Raw genomic sequence first — 22,349 nt, 5'->3', positions numbered from 1 at the left:
TCGACGACCTGATGGCGGATATTGCGGTGATCTTCCACTGGCCGCCATCAGAGCTCTACGCCCTGAGCCTGAGCGACCTCATCAGCTGGCGCGAGATGGCGCTTAAACGTAGCGGAAATTCTCATGAGTAATAACGTCAGAATCGAAGTGCTGCTTAAAGCCGTTGACCAGGCAACGCGCCCGTTTAAACACATCCAGACGGCGAGCAAGGCGCTGGCGGGTGACATCCGCAACACGCAGAAAACCCTCAAGGATTTAAACGGCCAGGCATCGCGTATTGACGGTTTTCGTAAAACCAGCGCGCAGCTTGCGGTCACCGGTCAGTCACTGGCAAAAGCAAAACAGGAAGCCGCCGCACTGGCGGTGCAGTTCCGGAATACCGCCAGCCCGACGCGTGCACAGGCGCAGGCGCTGGAAGCAGCAAAGCGTTCGGCTTCGGAATTGCAGACCAAATATAACGGGTTGCGTCAGTCGGTACAGCGCCAGCGGCAGGAGCTGGCACAGGCGGGAATTAATACTCGCACCCTGTCATCCGACGAGCGCCGTCTGAGAAATTCGCTCAGCGAAACCACCGCGCAGCTTCATCGCCAGCGGGAAGCCCTGGCGCGGGTCAGCCGACAGCAGGACAGACTCAACGCCGTCAACAACCGTTATCAGGCCGGTAAACAGCTGGCCGGAACAGCCGGTGCCGTGGGTGCTGCCGGTATCGGCATGGCAACCGCCGGTGTGGCGGCAGGTGTGGGTATCCTGAAACCCGGCTACGACTTTGCGCAGAAAAATTCCGAGTTGCAGGCCGTACTCGGGGTGGAAAAAACCTCACCGGAAATGGAAGCCCTGCGTAAACAGGCGCGCCAGCTCGGCGATAACACCGCTGCATCGGCAGATGATGCCGCCGGTGCGCAGATTATTATCGCCAAATCCGGCGGGGATGCTTCGGCTATTCAGGCGGCAACGCCGGTCACGCTGAATATGGCGCTCGCCAACCAGCGCACCATGGAAGAAAACGCCGCGCTGCTGATGGGGATGCGCTCGGCGTTCCAGCTTTCCGACGACAAGGTCGCGCACATTGGCGATGTGCTTTCGACCACGATGAACAAAACCGCCGCCGACTTTAACGGCCTGAGTGATGCCCTGACCTATATCGCGCCGGTGGCGAAAAATGCTGGTATCAGTATCGAAGAAACCGCCGCGATGGCCGGTGCGCTGCACGATGCGAAAATCACCGGCTCGATGGCAGGCACCGGAAGCCGCGCGGTCATCAGCCGGTTGCAGGCACCGGTCGGCCAGGCGAAAACGGCACTCACTGAGCTGAAAGTCAGCACCGCCGACAGCAAGGGCAACATGCGCCCGCTGTTTACCATCCTGAAAGAAATGCAGGGCAAATTTGAGAAAAACAAACTCGGTACGGCGCAGCGTGCGGAGTACATGAAGGTCATCTTTGGCGAGGAAGCCAGCTCGGCAGCGGCGGTGCTGATGACCGATGCCATGACCGGCAAGCTCGACAAACTCACCGCCACCTTTAAAGCCTCGGACGGCAAAACCGCCGAACTGGTGAAGGTGATGCAGGACAACCTTGGCGGCGACTTCAAAGAGTTTCAGTCGGCGTATGAGGCGGTCGGTACTGACCTGTTTGACCAGCAGGAGTCTTCCCTGCGCCAGCTGACACAGACCACCACCAAATATGTGCTCAAACTCGACCACTGGATTGTGCGGAACAAAGGTCTGGCGCAGACCCTGCTCAAGGTCGGGGGCGTGGCGCTGGCGGTCATTGGCCTGGTCGGGGCGATTGGTCTGGTGGCGTGGCCGGTGATTGCCGGAGTCAATGCCCTGATTGCGGTGGCCAGTCTGCTCGGCACCGCATTTACCGTGGCCGGTGGTGCAATGATGACGGTGCTCGGCGCACTCTCCTGGCCGATTGTCGCCATCGGTGCGGCTATCGCCGGGGGTGCGCTGCTCATCTATCAATACTGGGAGCCGCTGAGCGCCTTCTTCAGCGGTGTGGTGGAAGGACTAAAAGCCGCCTTTGCGCCGGTGGCTGAGATGTTCGCGCCACTGGCTCCGGTGTTTGAGGCTATCGGGCAGAAAGTTCAGGGGGTCTGGCAGTGGTTCAAAGAGCTGATTGCCCCGGTGAAAGCCAGCAAGGACACGCTCGACAGTTGCAAGGAATCTGGTGTGGCGTTTGGTCAGGCACTGGCCGGTGCTTTCCGGCTCGCCATGACACCATTTACCGCCCTGCGTGACGGTATCGAGTGGGTACTCGACAAGCTCGGCCTCATCAACCAGGAGTCCGGTCAGCTCAGTGTGCAGGCCGAAAAGGTCAACGCTTATGCCAGCGGTACCGGTGGTTATCAGCCGGTCACGGCCAGCAGTGGCAAAACCTACACCGACCAGAGCCGCAACGAATATCACATCGCCATTGGCGGTGGTGTGCAGAACGGCGGTGAACTTGACCGCCAGCTGCGCGACAGCCTGGAAAAATACGAGCGCGAGAAACGTGCGAAACAGCGCGCCAGCATGATGCACGACTAAGGAGGATTCACCATGATGCTTGCCCTCGGCATGTTTGTTTTTCAGTTACAGACACTGCCTTATCAGAGCCTGCAACGGGATGTGGATTATCGCTGGCCATCCAACAGTCGCGTCGGCCAGCGACCGGCGATGCAGTTCCTCGGCGTGAATGAGGAAAAAATTGTCCTGAGCGGAAGCCTGCTGCCGGAAATCACCGGCGGCAGGCTGTCACTGCTGGCACTCAACCTGATGGCGGATGAGGGGCGCGCCTGGTCGCTGCTTGATGGCTGCGGCACCATTTACGGCATGTTTGTGATTAATTCAGTCAGCGAAACCCACAGCGAATTTTTTGCCAACGGCTCAGCCATGAAAATTGATTTCACCGTCAGCCTGACGCGCGTGGATGAATCGCTCACCGCGATGTTTGGTGATATTGAGAAGCAGGCCGAAAGCCTGGTCGGGAACGTGCAGAGTAAAATCGGAGGGTTATTTTAATGCTGACCGGAATGACACTCGATGCCGGGGCAAGCATGGCACCGGCGTTTATGCTCACCCTCAACCAGGAGGACATCACCCGCAATATCAGCGACCGGTTGATTAGCCTCAGCATGACGGATAACCGGGGCTTTGAGGCTGACCAGCTCGATATCGAACTCGATGACACTGATGGCCTGATTGAGTTGCCGGTGCGCGGCGCAGTCTTGTCACTGTTCCTCGGCTGGCAGGGGTCGGCGCTGCTGGGGAAAGGTCAGTTCACCGTTGATGAAATTGAGCACCGGGGCGCACCGGATACGCTGACCATCCGGGCAAGGAGTGCGGATTTTCGCGGCACGCTCAACTCACGTCGAGAGGCTTCCTATCACGACACCACGCTCGGGGAAGTGCTCAACACTATCGCCAGCCGTAACAAACTGACGGCCAGTGTCGCGCCGCAGTTTGCCGCGATTGCTGTCCCGCATATCGACCAGACGCAGGAGTCAGACGCGAAATTTCTCACCCGCCTGGCAGAACGCAACGGCGCGGAGGTATCGGTTAAGGCGGGTAAACTGCTGTTCATCAAAGCGGGTGCCGGTGTTACCGCCAGCGGCAAGCCCATTGCGCAGATGACCCTTGAGCGCCGCGACGGTGACCGTCACCAGTTTGCGATTGCCGACCGTGGGGCTTACACCGGCGTGACCGCCAAATGGTTGCACACCAGAGAGCCGAAAGAGCAAAAGCAGCAGGTGAAGCTCAAGCGCAAGGCCAAACCGCAGAACCTGCGCGCGCTCCAGCACCCGAAGGCCAAACCGGTGAAAGCGAAGAAAGCCGCGAAGGAAAAGGAAGCTCGCGAGGGCGAGTATATGGCCGGTGAGGAGGATAACGTGTTTGCCCTGACCACCATTTACGCCAGCAAGGCACAGGCGATGCGTGCGGCTCAGGCCAAATGGGACAAACTGCAACGCGGGGTGGCGGAGTTTTCGATTAGCCTGGCGATGGGTCGTGCAGATCTTTACCCGGAAACACCGGTCACCGTTTCAGGCTTTAAGCGCGTCATCGACGAGCAGGCATGGACAATCACTAAGGTGATGCACTCACTCAGTAATAGCGGCTTCACGACGTCGTTAGAGCTTGAGGTGAGGCTTATTGATGTAGAGTATCAGGAGGAGGGGGGCGCGAATGAATAATTATAACTCGTTGTTATGTAATGGTTTAATGGGTAAAATAACAACATCAAACGAAATCAGTCGAGGTGTTGAAATGTTCCATTGCCCATTGTGTCAGACCGCAGCCCACGCCCGTACAAGCCGCTATCATTCCACCGAAACAAAAGAGCGTTATCACCAGTGCCAGAATGTGAATTGCAGCGCGACTTTTGTGACACTGGAGACCGTAAAGCACTACATAGTTAAGCCTGGCGAGAGAACACCGGTACTGCCTCACCCGATGCAAGGTGGCCAGCAACAAATCCACTGGATGTAAAAAAAGGCACCTCAAATGGGGTGCCTTTTTATCGATGTGGTCAATGTGTGGACGTGACCTGAAATAAATCCTTTTATTTCAACTAAATACAAACAAAAAAGAAGGCCTGCGCAAGGGAGATTGCACAGGCCAATGAGGTGGTTCCTGGTACATACCCATCATACTTCAAATTGTAGATGCGTTGGCTTTCCTCGTTCACCCCAGTCACTTACTTGAATAACTGACTGGGGATTCACTGCGTTGCCGCCTTTCTACAATTCGAATTATTTAGGGTATAGCTTGAATTTATGGGTTATGTTTTTCAGCTCAGCGATAATAACCGCATCTAACGAAGCGGTATGTGATCGGTTTCTAAGAAATCCTCTTGCGCTAAAAAATCCCCTAAATTAACTATTTAGCGTGAGGATCGCGTGAGGTCTGACCTGCCAAATTGCGCATCAGCAGCGCATAATCCAGCGAGACATCTTCCGGCACAGGCATCCATACGGTGTGACCATCGCCCGGAGCCACGTCAATCGGCTGCGCTTTAGTATTTTCCAGCACTTCCAGCGTAAAAGTGACGTTACCTTGCGGCGTCATTAATTCCAGGCTGTCGCCGAGCAGGAATTTATTCTTCACTTTTACCGCCGCCAGCTCGCCACGACGCTCACCGGTAAATTCGCCGACAAACTGTTGGGTTTCAGAAACCGAATGGCCGTAATCATAATTCTGATACGAGTCGTGATTGTGACGGCGCAAGAAACCTTCGGTGTAGCCGCGATGTGCCAAACCTTCAAGTGTGGTCAGCAGCGTTGGGTCGAATGGCTTACCGGCAGCGGCATCGTCAATCGCGCGGCGATAAACCTGAGCGGTACGCGCGCAGTAGTAATAGGATTTGGTGCGGCCTTCGATTTTCAGTGAGTGCACGCCCATTTTGGTCAGGCGTTCAACGTGTTCAATGGCGCGCAGATCTTTCGAGTTCATGATGTAAGTGCCGTGTTCGTCTTCGAACGCGGTCATGTATTCACCTGGGCGTTTGGCTTCTTCCATCATAAACACTTTGTCAGTCGGTGCGCCTGCGCCCAAAGTTGGCTCGATATTTTGTACCGGAATCGGCTCATGAAGATGCACGATATTACCGACATCATCTTCTTTGCCTTCTTCAACTTTGTATTCCCAACGGCAGGCGTTGGTGCAGGTTCCCTGGTTTGGGTCGCGCTTGTTGATGTAACCAGAAAGCAGGCAGCGGCCTGAATAAGCCATGCACAATGCGCCGTGAACGAAAATTTCCAGTTCCATATCCGGCACTTGTTCACGCACTTCGGCGATCTCTTCGAGTGACAGTTCACGGGAAAGGATCACGCGGGTCAGCCCCATTTGTTTCCAGAACTTCACGGTTGCCCAGTTTACGGCGTTGGCTTGCACCGAAAGGTGAACATCCATTTTCGGGAATGCTTCACGCACCATCATGATTAAACCAGGATCGGACATGATCAGCGCATCCGGGCCCATATCGATAACCGGTTTCAGGTCACGGATAAAGGTTTTCAGCTTGGCGTTGTGCGGGGCAATGTTGACAACCACGTAGAATTTTTTACCCAGCTCATGGGCTTCGTTGATGCCCAGTTGCAGGTTTTCGTGATTGAATTCGTTATTGCGCACTCGCAGGCTGTAACGCGGTTGGCCCGCATACACAGCATCGGCGCCATAGGCGAAGGCGTAACGCATATTTTTCAGCGTTCCGGCTGGCGAAAGAAGTTCTGGTTTAAACATGATTTTCTCGTTCTGATTTCAGGTCAGAACCACCGCACAGGATGCGATGGTTTTAAGGCACAATTTTAGGGCGGGCATTGTATCGCCAGTGAGCGCCTGAGTAAACGGCTACACCATCGGGTTGACCTCGCCTGGCAGTTCGGAGGCCGGGATACGCGCGGTGTGCCAGGCGTAACGTAAACGTTTCCAGAACGTGTCAAAATGCACCACAGCCAGGCAATCTCTTACCACATCACTATCCGGATAGAGTGCTTCGGCAAAATGGGCCCATCTCGCACTTTGTTTGATATTAAACAACGTCTTATCCTGCTTGTTGCCATACAAACGCGACAGCGTCACCATCGCCTGCAACGTGCCTTTGTTAGCTTCTTCCTGCACCAGCGCCAAATGCGCATGTGCCAGCGTCAAATCGGTGACTTCAAAAATATTGAGCATGAATAGTGCCCAGGCCTGTTCGTGACCCAACTGGTGCGCCTGCCAGAGGTTATCCAGCAGATTTTTTTCGTAGCCGGGCCACTTAGCACAGTCGCTTTCTTCCTCACACAATCGCTGATTACAGATAGCGAGGCTGAATTGAATATCCCGTAAATCCGCTTCATATTCGCTATAACCGCCATTGGCGATCAGGCTCCGCGTGCTGTCGCGAAGGGCGATTTGCTCGAGCAAAATTTGTGCGGCGCGCTGATAACAGTCCAGTGCAGTCGCGGTTTGATAAGGGACAAGAGTGCCATCGATACGATTGTTATACTCATCACCCAGCCATTGGAGTGCGCCGGGGATATTACGCTGCGCACCAGCTTCTGCCAGCGCTACGCAATACTCCGGGCGGTTGAGCCAACCGAAGGAGCGGATGGTCCATTTCCAGGTCGCGCTGTATTTTATGGCTGAAACTTTCGCAAGCCAGGCGTTACCCTGTTGTTCATTTTTCTCAAAGCCAAACAGCCCTGCGTGCTGGAAATAACCGCGATAAATCAACGCCGCCCAGCCTTCTGCCTGTTGTGAGTTTTGGCAAATAAAATTATAAATCCAGTGGCTGTCCGGGAAATCGCGGAGCGCAAATTTGAGTGCCTGATAGGTGAAATAGTTACTTAGGCTCTTTTTCTCCATGACTACTCGCTGGATACAGCGCCAAAGTGCTTCTTCATTCTTTGAGTCGTCATAGCAGTCCAGCAGCCATTCCAGCGCATTGTGGCGGTCTTCCTGGTTGCGGGCATGGCAGGCAATGGCTTCCGCTTTGGCGATGGTTTTCTCAAGGGTTGCTGGGGAGTCAATATCTTTGATGCGCAGGTCGCGGCATTCGTCCCACCAGATCAGCAGTTCCAGGTGCTCACGCTCGCTATCAGACAGATGCGCACAGGATGGCGATGCGAGGAACTCCTCAATTTCTTGATGGGAACCGCGCCAGCGTGGCATGCGAAACGGAAGATACTCGTCCAGCGCGTGGTATGCCGTCGGGAAAATGGCCAGACATACTGTTATCCAGTATTTTTGGGGGGATTCGTTGTCGGGTGCTGGCAGCACCTGTGGGCGTGGCAGGGAGGGGCAGACGGCTTTGTCCAGTGATAAACCGGAATACGCCATCAGCGCGTCCATTTCTTGCGGTGAACGCAGATGAAATTTAGCCAGTTTCGGTACGCCAGCGGCGCCAGCAGTCTCTGCACCTTCCAGAAAATCAGCCAGCCAGTCGGGTTCGCCAAATACCTGCGCGTTGGTGCTGGCGAGTGAGGCCGCCATCCACTGGCGCGGTTCGCAGTCAATAGCGTTGATTGCAGCAATCACCATCTGTTCATTGCAGGCGCTGGCGCAAACCCACATTGCGTCCGTCGTATCGCGCGCCCAGCCGTAGCTGCGGTATAGCCAGGCACGATGGTTCCAGTATTGCGCTTCGGCAAGCCAGGCGTGAGTGGAACGCGGGCGGGCATTTTGCCAGGCTTTGATCAGCGCCAACCCTTCTGGGCCAGCTTCAACCAGTGGCTCCATATCATTGAGGGGGTTACACATCTGTGTCCAGGCGTGGAAGTAGCGTCTTTCCGCCTCGCGGCTGGTGAAGCTTTCCGCCAGCGCATGGTTAAACAGGGCGTCCAGTTCGTCGTAGTGTTTCGCTTGCAGCTGGCTGGCAATATCGGCGATAAACCACTCTCGTTGCCCGCTATTTTCCTCCATTTTGCTGTTACACATTGTCGCGGTGGCGTTAATAACGGCATCGTTCAGTTCCATGTGTTCATCCCTCAATTCAGTTCGAAAATTTTAAATTCATTCCACGGCAATGCCCGCCAGTGACTGAACGGATCCTCCAGATATTGCATGACGATCTGGAGATCGCGCCCGGCAACCGTCGCTGGGGTGCGGTGGAGCTCCAGCCAGATCTGGCGAGCGCGCACGTAGGCGGTGGCGTAATCTTCCCAACTGCTGAAACAGTCCTGGGCGCGCTGGGCGTTGAGCAGTAAAACCAGCCACGCTTGTTCGTCACTGCACCAGCCTAACCCGGCGATGCAGCGTGTTAAAAAGGCGGTGCGCGCGCAGTCGAAAGCCAGTGCGTCGCGTACCTGCCCACGGGCGGCTAACTGGTCATAAAAACCGTAGGGTGTTTGACCCACACCGCCAGGCCAATGATTTAAAATATCAGCCACTTGTCCGCGTAGTGCGCCGCCATCAAGATTTTCTTTCAGCCCGAGTTCTTTTTTTACCTGTTGCGCCAGTTGCTGGCGTTTAGCGTTATCAATCTTGAACGTTAGCGTGATGTCTTTAGTTTTCAGCCCGTTACGCAACATGAGAATATCAGCCAGCGCCAGTGCCCATTGGCGTCGACGGGTATCGTGGCGTCTTTTCTCAAGATGTTCTTTTCCTGGTTCTTGCGCTGTTCTGGTTTTAGCTCGCTTTGCTTTTTTTCTGGCTCTCCAGAAAATAATCAGCATGGCGATTAGCAGTGAAAGGAGGAGATGCAACGTTACTTCCTCTCGTCAGCGGTGAGATAGCGGGTGGTTTGCAGCGTGAGGCCTTCAATTTCAAACGGTTCGCTGCTGGTGTTTTTCCCGGCAAATGTCGGGTGCCATTTTTTTTGCGGATACAGCATTTCAGCCGCGGTTGCTACCGTCGGGTCAATGGCTTGCAGATGGTGCAGTTCGCCTGGCGCGCTGTGAAGCAGCAACCACTGGAACGCGATGGGCGGCGTGGCGAAGTGTTGCAGCAAATGGAAATTGTTGTGCAGTACGCTCAGCAGAAATCCCTCGTCCTGGATATCGGTAATGAATTTCCAGCCTTGATGTTCCGCTGTCTTTTCATAAACGATACCCATGCCTTCGCAGTCGGCATGGCGTACCGGTAGCGGGGCAACATGGCGCAGTAAATGCAGAACGTCGGTGGCGTATTTTTTTACCGGATGGCGGTTTTGCTTACCTTTGATCTGCTCGATCTCAGGCCCATCCGGGGTGACCTGCAGGCTGATGGTGACGTGGGGAATATTGTTATCGTCGCGCAGGCTGAACAGGCGCATCGCCCCCTGTTCAAGGCGGCTGGCATAGTGATCGCCGTAACCGCCAGTGAGGGCGTTAGCATCCTGGAAGTGCCCCACACAGTGCTGCATATGCCAGGATTCATAGGCCATTTCACTGCGTAGCGCCGGATGCGTGGCGTCAAACTCATACAGCGTCCCGCTGGCCACGCTGATGACTTTTTTCAGCACCTCCTGGGTGGTGGGGCACCAGCCTTGCTGACGGCGGCGCTGCATTTTTTTATGCTCAGCCTCGCGCATCTCCAGTACGGTAAAACAGTTGATGCGCTGTAGTTTTCCAGCCAGACGGGTGTCGTTTTGGCGGGAGAGAAATTCCACCACATTACGCTCAGTGGCGTGGATGTCCGGATGCTGTGGGTCGAGATAATAGAACGTGCCGCCGTCGGCCAGTTTCGGCGGTAACCATGCAGGCATGTCAGTGCCGATTCCGAACCATGTGGCGTAATCAATTGCGTTGCGTACCGGGTTTACGTGAGGGAAACTGCCAATCACCCAGCGATAAAAATGGTTGGCCAACCAGCGGCGAATGTCTTCGCTATCGCTGCGCTGTTCACTGCGCATGACGATTGTCGCCATGACATCGGTCGAGTTGATGACATTGCGCGGTTGATAGGTTTTTTGAGCGTTATTGTCACACATGGCTTTCCCTTGCCTGGTTTGTCAGCGTCAGTCTACTCGCAGATAGTGCCCATCGGCTCGGACGTTCATGCCAAAACCGCATTCAGCGGGTTCACCTGTGGTGGCGTCGATGGCTTCGGGCGAAACGGTGAGCGAGATGTCACATTGAATATAGTCGCCTTCCCGCAGAGCGATAACCCCTTTGTTGTGTTTGAGTGTCACCTTCTCTGAGAACTCGCCCATATTGGGGCCGTAATAAAGCGCCATCATGCCGAGATAGTAACCCTGAAAATCAACAGAATAGGCGGATTCTTTTTCGAGGTCTTTTAAGGTGAATGTCTCCCAGGATGCCAGCCCAGCGTAATTCCAGTATTCACCCGCAGCGGAAGTCGGCTTCGGCAAGGCCGCCAGCTTTTCTTTGATAAGCCCCAGGTTGTAAACAGACTTGGCATCGTCAGGTTTGAGCATCAGCCAGGCGCGAGCTTTACGCCATTCTTTCTGGCGCATCCAGGTGAGTGCCACATTGTTGTACGCGGTGGCGATAGCCTGGTCATCGAGTCGGCAACCTTCGCTCCAGGTCACCTGATTTTCGAAGGCTTCGCGTGCTTTAGGGTAATCTTTGGCTTTGTAGAATTGTTCGCCCTGGCTTGCGTAAGAAGGGATTTTGGCGCAGTCGGCGGCCATTTGTTGTTCGGTGATTTCTGCATGGGCCATGCCCGATACCAGCAGCAATAACGCACAATTGCGTATCTTCATTATCACTCACATCCGTATAAATGAGGTTAATCAATCCGGCTGGCATCGGCTTCCCAGCGGTAACCCACGCCATACACGGCACGGATAAACGACTGTTCTTCATCCAGCGCTTCGAGCTTACGGCGCAGGTTTTTAATATGGCTGTCGATGGTGCGGTCGGTGACGACGCGGTAATCGTCATAAAGCTGGTTTAACAGTTGTTCGCGTGAAAAGACTTTACCCGGTTCATGTGACAGGGTTTTTAACAGACGAAATTCAGCCGGAGTTAAATCCAGCAGTTTGTCGTGCCAGCTGGCCTGGAAGCGGCTTTCATCGATAATCAACGGGCTAATTTCATCGGCAGCGATGGGGTCGCGCTGGCGTTTGCAGCGGCGCAAAATGGTTTTGACTCGTGCCACGACTTCACGCGGGCTGTAAGGTTTGCAGATGTAATCATCGGCACCAATTTCCAGCCCTAACAGACGGTCGATTTCCTCGATTTTGGCGGTCACCATCACGATGGGAATTTCGCAGAAGCGGCGGATTTCACGGCACAGTGTCAGGCCGTCGGTGCCGGGGAGCATTAAGTCGAGCAGGATTAAATCCGGTGGTGTCTGGCGCACAAAAGCCAGCACTTTATCGCCGTGGGTAATTAATTCTGGTGCATATCCCGCAGCACGTAAGTAATCAATTAACAGTTGGCCGAGCTTAGGCTCGTCTTCAACAATTAAGATGCGCGGTGTGTTTTCGTCAATCGGTAACTCGGTCATACAGGTCTCAACGATTCTGGCTCCAGCGGTAACTCTACTGTAATGCTAACCCCGCCGAAAGGCGAATGGGTCGCGGAAAGCTTGCCATTATGGGCGTCGACAATGTTCTGGCAGATAGACAACCCAAGCCCTGAGCCGCCACTGGCGCGGTTGCGTGAACCTTCGGTTCGGTAAAAACGCTCAAACAACATGGTCAACTGTTCGTCATTGACGCCCGGCGCGCTGTCGGCGAAGTGCATCACGAAACGCTGATTCACCACTTCACCGGAAATAACCAATTGCCCACCGGCATCAGTATAACGCAGGCTGTTTTCCAGCAAATTATTGAATAATTGCATTAAACGGTCACTATCACCAAAAATGGTCACGCTGTCCGGCAGTGCCAGGCTAATGGTTAAACCGCGCGAATTAAAACGCTCACGGAAAGCGCCAGCAACAATTTCCAGTAAGTTAATAATATCCAGCGACTGCTTCTGATAGGCCAATGCCCCTTCGTCGGACATCGACAACTGGTGCAAGTCATCAACCAGTTTGGTTAGCGTCGCGACTTCCATTTGTAGCGAGACAACGGATTCAGGGGTGAATTTGCGCACGCCATCCTGAATCGCTTCCAGCTCGCCACGCAAAATGGCTAGCGGGGTGCGTAATTCATGGGAAATATCCGCCATGTAAGCGCGGCGCATGTTGTGGTTTTTCTCAAGCGTACTGGCAAGTTGGTTAAAGTCTTGCGCCAGTTTGCCCAGTTCATCCTGGCTGGTGGGATCGACGCGAGTGGTGAAATCCCCAGCGGCCAGTTTATGAGTGCCTTCAACCAGCCGTTTCACCGGAGCCAGTAACCCGCGAGCGAGGAAGAAGGTGGCCGCCGCCGCAAGCAGGGAGGAGAAAGCGACGATAATCCAACTGGTGCGACGTTGCTGCCTGTCGAAATTAATATCGGTGTTGCGTGTGAGCCGTTCAACGGGCGAAGCCACCACCCAACCGGCGTCACGGCCATTCACGTTAATCGCCCGGCGCATACCATCGCCGGGAACCGGGCCGCGCGGGCCAACCAGTACTTTGTAATCTTCATCGACAACCCAAAACTGGGTGCGCCAGCCGTGGGGTGGCAGGTTATGATTTTCATCATCGCTATGCTCAAAAGAGCGCAATAGCTTGAACATAAAACGGTCGTTGTTGCGCAGGAACTGCCAGTTACCGTGCTGCGCATATTGTTCACCCAGCGCTTCGCTGAGCATCTCCAGACGCTGTTCATTGCCGCGTTTGATGTAGTCAATAAACCCATGTTCGAAGCTGAGCCGCACGCCCCAGTGCATGGTGGCGAGTACCACCAGGCAGGTGGAGAAAATCGCCAAAAACAGTTTGCCGGTAATGCCAGGCCGCCACAGCTTCATGAGCTACTCCTTTTACGCCGCGCAATCACGACATTTTTGGTGGTGTCCTTCGGGACGCGAGCAAAAATTAGCGCTGGCAGAGCGATAACCACTGCCATGCTGAGATACGTATACATAAAGACGCTGTGAACCACGGTGCTATCTGCCGTCAGTTGATGATGGCCATACATGCCCAGTAGCAACCCGGCGATGGTGACGCCAATACTCATCGAAAGCTGCATCACCATCGACAACAAACTGTTGCCGGAGCTTGCCAGATCGTCAGGCAGATCTTTTAGCGTCAGGGTGTTCATGGATGAGAAGCGGGTGGAGTTCACCATTCCGAGCAAGAACAGCACCACCGGCAGCGCGTAATACCAGCCCATCAGCGCGGTTGCCATAAACAATAAGATGACCAGCGCCAGAGCAAGCGTGGAGGTGACTAACACGTTGCGGTAGCCAAAGCGGTTTACCACCTGCACCACAATGCGTTTCATGCCCATGCTGCCCAACACCATCGGGACCATCATTAACCCAGCGTGGAACGGCGAAAACCCGAGGCCGATTTGCAGAAACACTGGCGTCATAAATGGGATCATGCCGCTGCCGATGCGTCCGCAGAAGCTGCCCAGTAAACCGAGTGAAAAGGTCTGCGTCTTAAATAGATTCAGGTTGAACAAAGCGTTGTCATTGGCTTTGGCGTGCCACAAATAGAGCGCCATTGCCGCCGATCCACCGCCGACTAACATCCACAGCGTTGATGGCGTGATGCCCAAACCTTTGGCACCATCCAGCGCAATGGTCAGCGCCGCCATACCGAAGGCCAGCAGCACAAAACCCATCATGTCGAATTTGCGCGTCTGCATGGTGTAGTTTGGCATTAGCCACAGTGTGGCGATGGCACCGATAATGCCTACAGGAAGATTAATTAAGAAGATCCAGTGCCAGGAGGCGTATTCCACCAGCACGCCGCCGAGCGCCGGGCCAAGCAACGGGCCAATTTGCCCAGGCAAGGTGACGAAGGTCATCGCCGCCATATACTGCTCGCGCGGGACGATTTTCATCACCGTCAAACGCCCAACCGGCACCATCATTGCGCCACCGATCCCTTGCACCACGCGCGCCATCACCAGCTCGTCAAGGGTTGCAGCATGGGCACATAACAGCGAACCGATAGTGAACAAGACGATGGCGGTGAAAAAGATATTGCGTACGCCAACACGGTCAGCCAGCCAGCCGCTGGCGGGTAACATTACCGCCACCGTTAAGACATACGACACAATCACCGAGTGCATATGCAGCGGGCTTTCACCGAGGCTCGCCGCCATGGAGGGCAGAGCGGTATTGACGATGGTGGTGTCCAGCGACTGCATGAAGAAGCCGAAGGCGACAATCCACAGTTGCCAGCGCACGGCAGCAGGCAGTTCAGTCATTTAACTATCCTTCATAAACGGTGGATGACGCTGGCGCTTATCCACCCTACAACGGCAAGGTTTTGTAGGGCGGTTAAGCAAAGCGTCACCCGCCAGCGATTGCTGAAGTGGTTTTACGCGCAAACCGCATCCGTAAACGGTCAAAGAACAGATACACCACCGGCGTGGTGTACAGCGTCAGCAATTGGCTGACCACCAGACCGCCGACAATGGTAATCCCGAGCGGCTGGCGTAGTTCCGCGCCATCACCGCTGGTAAGCACCAAAGGTAATGCGCCAAACAGCGCTGCCAGCGTGGTCATCATTATCGGGCGGAAACGCAGCAAGCAGGCCTGGAAAATGGCCTCTTCAGGTTGCAGATTGCCGTTGCGCTGCGCGTCGATGGCGAAGTCCACCATCATGATGGCGTTCTTCTTCACGATGCCGATTAACAGCATGATACCGATGAGCGCAATCAGGCTAAATGGCGCACCAAAAATTTCCAGCGCCAGCAATGCGCCAACCCCCGCAGACGGCAAAGTCGAGAGAATCGTCAACGGGTGAACGTAGCTCTCGTACAAAATTCCCAACACGATATAGACCGTGGCGATGGCGGCGATGATTAACAACACCTGCGATTTCATGGTGTCCTGGAAAACTTGCGCGGTACCGGCGTACATGCCGCGCACCGTTGAAGGCACGCCGAGCGCGGTCATGGTACGGTCGATAGCTTCACTGGCTTGTGACAACGAGACACCCGTCGGCAGGTTAAAGGAAACCGTCGAGGCGGCAGAAAGCCCCTGATGGTTCACCGACAGCGGCGCATTTGCCGGCTGCCATTTTGCAAACCACGACAGCGGTATCGCTTTGCCTTCTTTATTAATGACGAACATTTGATCCAGTGCGCTGATGTCTTGCGTATAGCGCGGATCCACTTCCATCACCACTTTGTACTGGTTAAGCGGCTGATAGATGGTTGAAATCTGGCGCTGGCCGAAGGCGTTGTTCAACAAGGCATTGGCGTCTTGTACGCTAATTCCCAGACGCGCCATCGAGTCACGGTCATAAAGCAGATCCATTTCCGCGCCATTGTTTTGGCTGTCGGAGTTAACGTCAGCAAGTTGTGGCAGTTTGCTCAGCGCCTGGCGGATTTTTGGCTCCCAGGTTCGCAGATCGGCCAAATTATCGGAAAGCAGCGTGTACTGGTAACTGGCGTTGGCCTGACGACCACCGACACGAATATCCTGCACCGCCATCAAGAACAGGCTGGCACCCGGCTCTTTTGCCAGTGATTTGCGCAGGCGGTCGATCACTTGTTGCGCGGTTTCTTTGCGCTCGGAAAGTGGCTTGAGCGAGATAAACATCATGCCGCTGTTAACGCGCGAACCACCGGTAAAGCCGGTGACGTTCTCCACGGCCGGATCATCACGCACAATCTTCATGAAATCCTGCAATTTACCGCGCATCGCCTGGAAGGAAATGCTTTGGTCGGCCTGAATATTGCCCATCAAACGCCTGGTATCTTGCTCCGGGAAAAAGGTTTTCGGGATGGCGATATACAACCAAATGTTGAGCGCCATGGTCGCCAACAGCACTACGCCAACCAGTTTGGTATGATTCAACACCCACTTCAGCGAGCGGCCATAGCCTTGCTGCATCGCCACTAACAGGCGACCAAATCCACGCTGACGAGTCGGAGAATGCTTCGGGTTATTCTTTAATAACCAGCCACACATCATCGGCGTCAGGGTAATCGACACCACCAGCGAAATCCCGATGGCGACCGACAGCGTGACGGCAAACTCTTTAAACAAGCGGCCAGGCAACCCGCCCATTAATAACAGCGGCAGGAATACCGCCACCAGCGATAAGCTCATCGACAGCACGGTAAACCCGACTTCGCGCACCCCCTGAAGTGCGGCCTGCAACGGTTTAACTCCCGCTTCGAGATGACGTGAAATATTTTCCAGCACCACAATGGCGTCATCCACCACAAAACCGGTGGCAATCGTTAGCGCCATTAGCGACAAGTTGTTCAGGCTAAAGCCGCACAGATACATGGCGATAAACGTGCCGATTAACGACACCGGAACCGCTACCGCTGGAATAAGCGTGGCGCGGCCAGAGCGCAGGAACAGGAACACCACCAGAATCACCAGCGCGACTGAAATCACCAGCGATTGCTCGACTTCCGCAAGTGAGGCACGAATGGTTGGCGAGCGATCCTGAGCGATTTGCAAATCTATTGAAGCCGGAATGGTTTCACGCAGATCGGGGATTTTTGCCCGAATGCGGTCCACCGTTTCGATGATGTTGGCTTCCTGTGACTTACGGATCATCAGCAAAATTGCCGGTTTCGCGTTTGCCATCCCGGCGTTACGCACATCCTGCACCGAGTCGCTCACGGTGGCGACATCGCTCAAATGCACCGCCCCACCGTTGTTGTAATGGATGATCAACGGCTGATATTCGGCTGCGGTTTTCAGTTCATCATTAGTCTGCAATTGCCAGCGGCGTGAGCTGTCTTCCACCGCACCTTGCGGGCGACGGACGTTGGCGTTATCAATAGTGGTACGTACGGCATCCAGTGAAACACCCTGGTTAAACAGCGCTTGCGGGTTGAGCGCTACGCGTACCGCCGGGAGCGAGCTGCCGCCGACATCCACATCGCCCACGCCATCAATTTGCGCCACGGTTTGCGCCAGTTGCGTGGAGGCAAAATCATATAACTGCCCCTGGGAAAAGGTGTCGGAAGTCAGCGTCAGAATCATAATCGGCGCATCTGACGGGTTGGCTTTGCGGTAGGTCGGGCGGCTTGGCATTCCGCTCGGTAACAAACTTTGCGCCGCGTTGATTGCCGCCTGCACATCGCGTGCAGCGCCGTTGATATCCCTGTCGAAGGCAAATTCCAGAATGATGCGCGTACTGCCCAGTGAACTTGATGAGGTCATCTCATTCACGCCCGCAATGCGCCCGAGTGCGCGCTCAAGCGGTGTGGCAACCGACGAAGCCATAGTTTCTGGCGAAGCGCCCGGCAGTGATGCACTAACCATAATCACCGGGAAATCCACCTGCGGCAGCGGGGCTACCGGCAGCAGACGGAAGCCCAGCACGCCGCACAAGGTGATGGCGACAGTCAGTAAAATGGTGGCGACTGGCCGATAGATGAACAGTGCGAAGAATTTCACAGCACTTCCTCATCACGACGAGCAAAACGGCGACGCACCGCGTGCGACAGGTTATCGAACAGCAAATAGATAACCGGCGTAGTAAACAGCGTTAGCACCTGGCTGACCAGCAACCCGCCGACCATGCCGATACCCAGCGGGCGGCGCAGTTCCGCACCCACGCCCATCGACAGCATCAACGGTAATGCACCCAGCAATGCGGCAAGGGTGGTCATCAGTATCGGGCGGAAGCGCAGTAAGCAGGCCTGATAAATCGCGTCGTAGGGTTTCATCCCTTGTTCACGTTCAGCTGCCAGCGCGAAGTCGATCATCATGATGGCGTTTTTCTTGACGATACCGATCAGCAAAATGATGCCAATGATGGCAATAACATCCAGTTCGGCTCCCGCCAGCATCAGCGCCAGTAGCGCCCCGACACCTGCCGTTGGCAACGTCGACAAAATAGTAATCGGGTGAATAAAGCTTTCGTACAACACGCCGAGCACGATGTACATCGCCACTACCGAGGCAACAATCAACCAGATGGTGTTGCCTAACGCCGCCTGGAAGGCGAGGGTGCTACCCTGGAATTGGGTGCTGATGTCCGCTGGCATCGCCAGATCTTTTTCCGCCGCCGTAATCGCCTGCACCGCTTCGCCGAGCGAATGGTCACTGGTGACGTTGAAGGAGAACGTGGACGACGGGAACTGGTCGAGATGGTTGACCGTCAGCGGTGCAAAACGCTGCTCGATTTTGGCAATGGCGCTGAGCGGCACGCTGCCGCCATCGGTGCTGGCAAGGCGAATGTTATCCAGCCCGCTTAGCCCTGGCGTGGTACTGGTGTCGTGTTCGAGCACCACGCGATACTGGTTTGCCTGGGTGTAAATGGTGGAAATCAGGCGCTGACCAAAGGCGTTATACAGTGCGTTATCGACATCTGACATCGAAATACCCAGGCGGCTGGCGCTGGCGCGGTCAACATTGATATATGCCACCAGCCCCTGATCCTGCCAGTCGCTGCTGACATCCGCGAGTTCCGGCAGCGCGCGCAGTTTTTCGGTTAGTTGCGGTACCCAGGTGCTGAGTTCGTCAAGCGAGGTAGCCTGTAAGGTGAACTGATACTGCGTGCGGCTGACGGTGGTGTCGATGGTCAGATCCTGCACCGGTTGCAGGTAAAGCTCGACGCCCGGCACTTTAGCCACATTATTTTGCAGCCTCTGAATCACCACCGGAATACGGTCGTCACGGTCGTTCAGCGGCTTGAGGTTGATTTGCAAACGCGCACTGTTGAGCGACGGGTTGGTGCCATCCACGCCAATAAACGACGTCAGGCTTTCGACCGCCGGATCTTTCATGATGACATCGGCAACCTGCTGCTGGCGCTGCGCCATGCTGGAAAACGAAACCGATTGGGGTGCCTGCAAGGTGCCCTGAATAATCCCGTTATCCTGAATCGGGAAGAAGCCTTTAGGAATGAAAATCCACAGCACCACCGTCAGCGCCAGGGTGCCAAACGCCACGCCCAGTGTCAGCCACGGGTGGTGCAACACGCGGGTCAACAGGCGGCCATATCCGGCAATCACACGGTCGAAGAAACGCTCACTGGCGCGTGAAAAACGGTTCTGTTTGCGCAGCGATTCGTGGCTTAACATGCGTGCGCACATCATCGGCGTTAGCGTTAATGACACTACCGCTGAGATTAAAATGGCGATCGCCAGCGTGACGGCAAACTCGCGGAACAGGCGGCCAACAATATCGCCCATAAACAGCAGGGGGATCAGTACCGCAATCAGCGAAAAGGTCAGCGAGATAATCGTGAAGCCAATTTCTCCGGCCCCTTTCAATGAGGCAGCCAGCGGCTTTTCGCCTTTTTCGATATAACGCGAGATGTTTTCAATCACCACTATCGCGTCATCAACCACAAAACCGGTGGCGATAGTGAGCGCCATTAGCGTCAGGTTGTTGATCGAAAAATCAAGAAACACCATCACGCCAAAGGTACCAATCAACGACAGCGGAACCGCCACCGCCGGGATAATGGTCGCCGGGACATTGCGCAGGAACAGGTAAATAATCATCACCACCAGGGCGATGGCGAGCATCAACTCATGCTGGGTGTCGCTGACCGAGGCACGAATATTGGTGGTGCGGTCGCTGAGTAATTTCACCTCGACCGATTTAGGCAAACTTTTGGTTAATGCGGGCAACATCGCACGAATACTGTCGGCGGTGTCGATGATATTCGCGCCAGGCTGGCGTTGCACGTTCATCACAATCGCCGGCTGCTTGTTGGCCCATGCACCGAGCCAGGCGTTTTCCGCCCCTTGCTCAACGGTGGCGACATCGCCAAGGCGAATCGGTGCACCGTTCTGGTAAGCAATAATCAGATTGCGATACTCAGCGGCAGACTGCATTTGGTCGTTTGCAGATAGCGTCACGGAGCGGTCCGGGCCATCAAGGCTGCCTTTTGCCGAATTGACGTTGGCGCTGGTAATTGCGGTGCGCACGGTTTCGCTGGTTAAACCTAGTGCGGCAATCGCTGGCGCGTTCAGTTTCACGCGCACCGCAGGGCGCTGGCCGCCGGAAAGCGTTACCAGGCCGACACCGGAAACCTGCGATATTTTCTGCGCCACACGCGTTTCCACCATATCTTCGACTTGCGTCATCGGCATGGCGGTTGAGGTGACGGCGAGCGTCATAATCGGCGGATCGGCCGGGTTCACTTTGCTGTAAACCGGCGGGTTCGGCAGGTCAGTCGGCAACAGGTTAGTGGCGGCGTTAATCGCCGCTTGCACTTCTTGTTCGGCGACATCAAGCGGCAGCGTTAGCTGGAATTGCAGCGTCACCACCGAAGCTCCACCGGCACTTTGCGAAGACATTTGTTTCAGGCCAGACATCTGCCCAAACTGGCGTTCAAGTGGGGCGGTGATCGCCGACGTCACCACATCCGGGCTGGCACCTGGATAGAGTGTGACGACCTGAATTGTCGGGTAATCGACTTCTGGTAGCGCTGAAACTGGCAGGAAGCGGTAACCGATAATCCCGGCAATTAAGATAGCCACCATTAGCAGGGTGGTGGCAACAGGCCGCAGGATAAACAGGCGCGATGGGCCTCCTGTGGCGCCAGGGGGTAATACCTGCATCAGGAAGCCGCTCCGTTACGATGATGTTTTGCTGGCGCGTCAGTGCTTTTTGCCGGCGTGGTTGAGGTCGCGGATTGTGCTTCAACCACTTCCACTTTGGCGCCTTCGGTCAGGCGGTCAATACCGTCGGTTATCACGCGGTCACCGGCAGAAACCCCGGCGGTGATCACGACTTTCTGGCTATCCTGAATGCCGATGGTTACCAGATGTTTGCTGACTTTATCTTCGCTATTAAGCACCCAAACGAAGTTGCCTTCGTTACCCATTTGTACCGCCGCAGTCGGGATAACGACCGCATTTTGCTGGGTGTCCACCAACATGCGCGCGTTAACGAACTGGTTTGGGAACAGCGCGTCGTCTTCGTTATTGAAACGCGCCTTGAGTTTGATGGTACCGGTGGTGGCGTCGATTTGGTTGTCGAGACTCAGTAAAGCACCGCTGCTTAGTTTCAGCTTGTTGGTACGATCCCACGCTTCGACGCTCAGTGTCATACCCGCTTTCTGTGCTTTTACCACCGTGGCAATATCATTTTCAGGCAAGGTGAAAATCAGGTCGATAGGGTGCGTTTGGGTGAGCACCACAATGCCAGTGGTATCACTGCTGGAAATCTGGTTGCCGACATCGACTAGTTTTAAGCCGACGCGGCCATCAATCGGTGCGGTGATGCGGCTCCAGTCGAGCTGTAATTGCGCGCTGGCAACGGCGGCTTCATCGGCCTTAATGGTACCGACAGATTCATTGACTAACGCTTGTTGGGCGTCCAGTTCCTGGCGGGATACCAGGTTGGTTTTGACCAGTTGCTGAAAACGCGCCAAATCCCGGCGAGCATTGGCGAGAGTCGCCTGATCTTTTGCCAGTTGGCCTTGAGCCTGGGCAAGAGCGATTTTGAACTGGCTTGGGTCGATTTCTGCCAGCAAATCACCGGCTTTAACTTGTTGCCCTTCCTGGAAGTGAATCGCCTGTAATTGCCCGTCGACACGGCTGCGTACCGTCACGGTATTTGCCGCAGTAATGGTACCGAGGCCAGTGAGATAACGCGGCACCGATTCACTGGTCGCTATTGCTGCCTGAACCGGAGCAAGCGCCGCACCGCGCATCCCATGACGACTGCCAGCGGAGCGTTGTTGTGCTGATTGCGAACCCGAGGTGTCGTTACTGGAATTCGTGCTGCGCCAGTAAAAAACGGCGGCGATAACGACAATGACTGCGGCTGCAATCCATAACCCACGTGCGGTGCGAGTGCCTTTCATAGTTGTAAGTGTTCTCTTCCTGGAGCCTATAGGCCTAATGATACTAGTGTAGTGAGTGAGGGTGGCGGAAAAATGGAGGAAATATGAAGTACTGTATGGATAAGTCTTAGAAGGCGGTTTTTTGCGTACAGGCTCGTAGGAATACGCTTGAATAG

The 22,349-nt window shown here is 55.0% G+C and carries 16 protein-coding genes; 5 read left to right on the top strand and 11 right to left on the bottom strand.

The window, feature by feature from the left end:
• The first annotated feature begins 11 nt into the window (after positions 1–11).
• The 5 genes from MES37_RS05735 to MES37_RS05715 all read left to right on the top strand — a co-directional run bounded on the left by MES37_RS05735 (position 12) and on the right by MES37_RS05715 (position 4,467).
• Positions 12–131, top strand: coding sequence for a GpE family phage tail protein (locus MES37_RS05735; protein WP_121814353.1), 120 nt, complete (start codon positions 12–14; stop codon positions 129–131).
• Positions 124–2,529, top strand: coding sequence for a phage tail tape measure protein (locus tag MES37_RS05730; protein WP_237930376.1), 2,406 nt, complete (start codon positions 124–126; stop codon positions 2,527–2,529). Before MES37_RS05735 ends, MES37_RS05730 begins: the two co-directional genes overlap by 8 nt.
• Positions 2,530–2,541: 12 nt before the next feature.
• Entirely contained in the window at positions 2,542–3,003 is a 462-nt protein-coding gene (locus tag MES37_RS05725) for a phage tail protein (protein ID WP_237930374.1), read from the top strand.
• Entirely contained in the window at positions 3,003–4,172 is a 1,170-nt protein-coding gene (locus tag MES37_RS05720) for a phage late control D family protein (RefSeq protein WP_237930372.1), read from the top strand. The genes MES37_RS05725 and MES37_RS05720 overlap by 1 nt, the downstream gene beginning before the upstream one ends.
• 73 nt (positions 4,173–4,245) lie before the next feature.
• Complete coding sequence (locus MES37_RS05715) at positions 4,246–4,467, top strand: DNA-binding transcriptional regulator (RefSeq protein WP_162303074.1); 222 nt, start codon at positions 4,246–4,248, stop codon at positions 4,465–4,467.
• 390 nt (positions 4,468–4,857) lie between these two features.
• On the opposite strand, the gene trhP is transcribed toward MES37_RS05715, so the two are convergent.
• The 11 genes from trhP to MES37_RS05660 form a co-directional block, all read right to left on the bottom strand.
• Entirely contained in the window at positions 4,858–6,219 is a 1,362-nt protein-coding gene (gene trhP, locus MES37_RS05710; protein ID WP_133521898.1) for a prephenate-dependent tRNA uridine(34) hydroxylase TrhP, read from the bottom strand.
• Between the two features lie 108 nt (positions 6,220–6,327).
• Positions 6,328–8,436, bottom strand: coding sequence for a DUF4034 domain-containing protein (locus MES37_RS05705; protein WP_237930363.1), 2,109 nt, complete (start codon positions 8,434–8,436; stop codon positions 6,328–6,330).
• 11 nt (positions 8,437–8,447) lie between these two features.
• Positions 8,448–9,134: a DUF1266 domain-containing protein gene (locus tag MES37_RS05700; protein ID WP_237930558.1), complete on the bottom strand. Its 687-nt coding sequence runs from the start codon at positions 9,132–9,134 to the stop codon at positions 8,448–8,450.
• 32 nt (positions 9,135–9,166) lie between these two features.
• Complete coding sequence (locus MES37_RS05695) at positions 9,167–10,369, bottom strand: PcfJ domain-containing protein (protein WP_237930353.1); 1,203 nt, start codon at positions 10,367–10,369, stop codon at positions 9,167–9,169.
• A 27-nt stretch (positions 10,370–10,396) separates the two neighbouring features.
• Entirely contained in the window at positions 10,397–11,104 is a 708-nt protein-coding gene (locus tag MES37_RS05690; protein WP_273693572.1) for a tetratricopeptide repeat protein, read from the bottom strand.
• 26 nt (positions 11,105–11,130) lie between these two features.
• Positions 11,131–11,853 (bottom strand): two-component system response regulator BaeR, encoded by a 723-nt coding sequence (baeR, locus tag MES37_RS05685; protein WP_064545165.1) that lies wholly within the window; start codon positions 11,851–11,853, stop codon positions 11,131–11,133.
• Entirely contained in the window at positions 11,850–13,244 is a 1,395-nt protein-coding gene (baeS, locus tag MES37_RS05680) for a two-component system sensor histidine kinase BaeS (RefSeq protein ID WP_064545167.1), read from the bottom strand. The genes baeR and baeS overlap by 4 nt, the downstream gene beginning before the upstream one ends.
• On the bottom strand, positions 13,241–14,656 hold the full coding sequence (locus MES37_RS05675; RefSeq protein ID WP_121815288.1) for an MFS transporter: 1,416 nt from the start codon (positions 14,654–14,656) through the stop codon (positions 13,241–13,243). Before MES37_RS05675 ends, baeS begins: the two co-directional genes overlap by 4 nt.
• Positions 14,657–14,741: 85 nt before the next feature.
• Positions 14,742–17,822 (bottom strand): multidrug efflux RND transporter permease subunit MdtC, encoded by a 3,081-nt coding sequence (gene mdtC, locus MES37_RS05670; protein WP_237930349.1) that lies wholly within the window; start codon positions 17,820–17,822, stop codon positions 14,742–14,744.
• The gene (locus tag MES37_RS05665; RefSeq protein WP_237930347.1) at positions 17,819–20,944 is read right to left on the bottom strand and encodes an MdtB/MuxB family multidrug efflux RND transporter permease subunit; all 3,126 of its coding nucleotides are present in this window, start codon (positions 20,942–20,944) and stop codon (positions 17,819–17,821) included. Before MES37_RS05665 ends, mdtC begins: the two co-directional genes overlap by 4 nt.
• Positions 20,944–22,194: an MdtA/MuxA family multidrug efflux RND transporter periplasmic adaptor subunit gene (locus tag MES37_RS05660; protein WP_232886677.1), complete on the bottom strand. Its 1,251-nt coding sequence runs from the start codon at positions 22,192–22,194 to the stop codon at positions 20,944–20,946. Before MES37_RS05660 ends, MES37_RS05665 begins: the two co-directional genes overlap by 1 nt.
• Positions 22,195–22,349 lie beyond the last annotated feature (155 nt).

Origin of the sequence: Buttiauxella sp. S19-1 (genome assembly GCF_022134725.1) — a bacterium.
GTDB classification, from domain to species: Bacteria; Pseudomonadota; Gammaproteobacteria; order Enterobacterales; family Enterobacteriaceae; genus Buttiauxella; species Buttiauxella ferragutiae.
The sequence above is the reverse complement of the archived record's forward strand: the minus strand, read 5'-3'. Positions and strand labels throughout refer to the sequence as shown.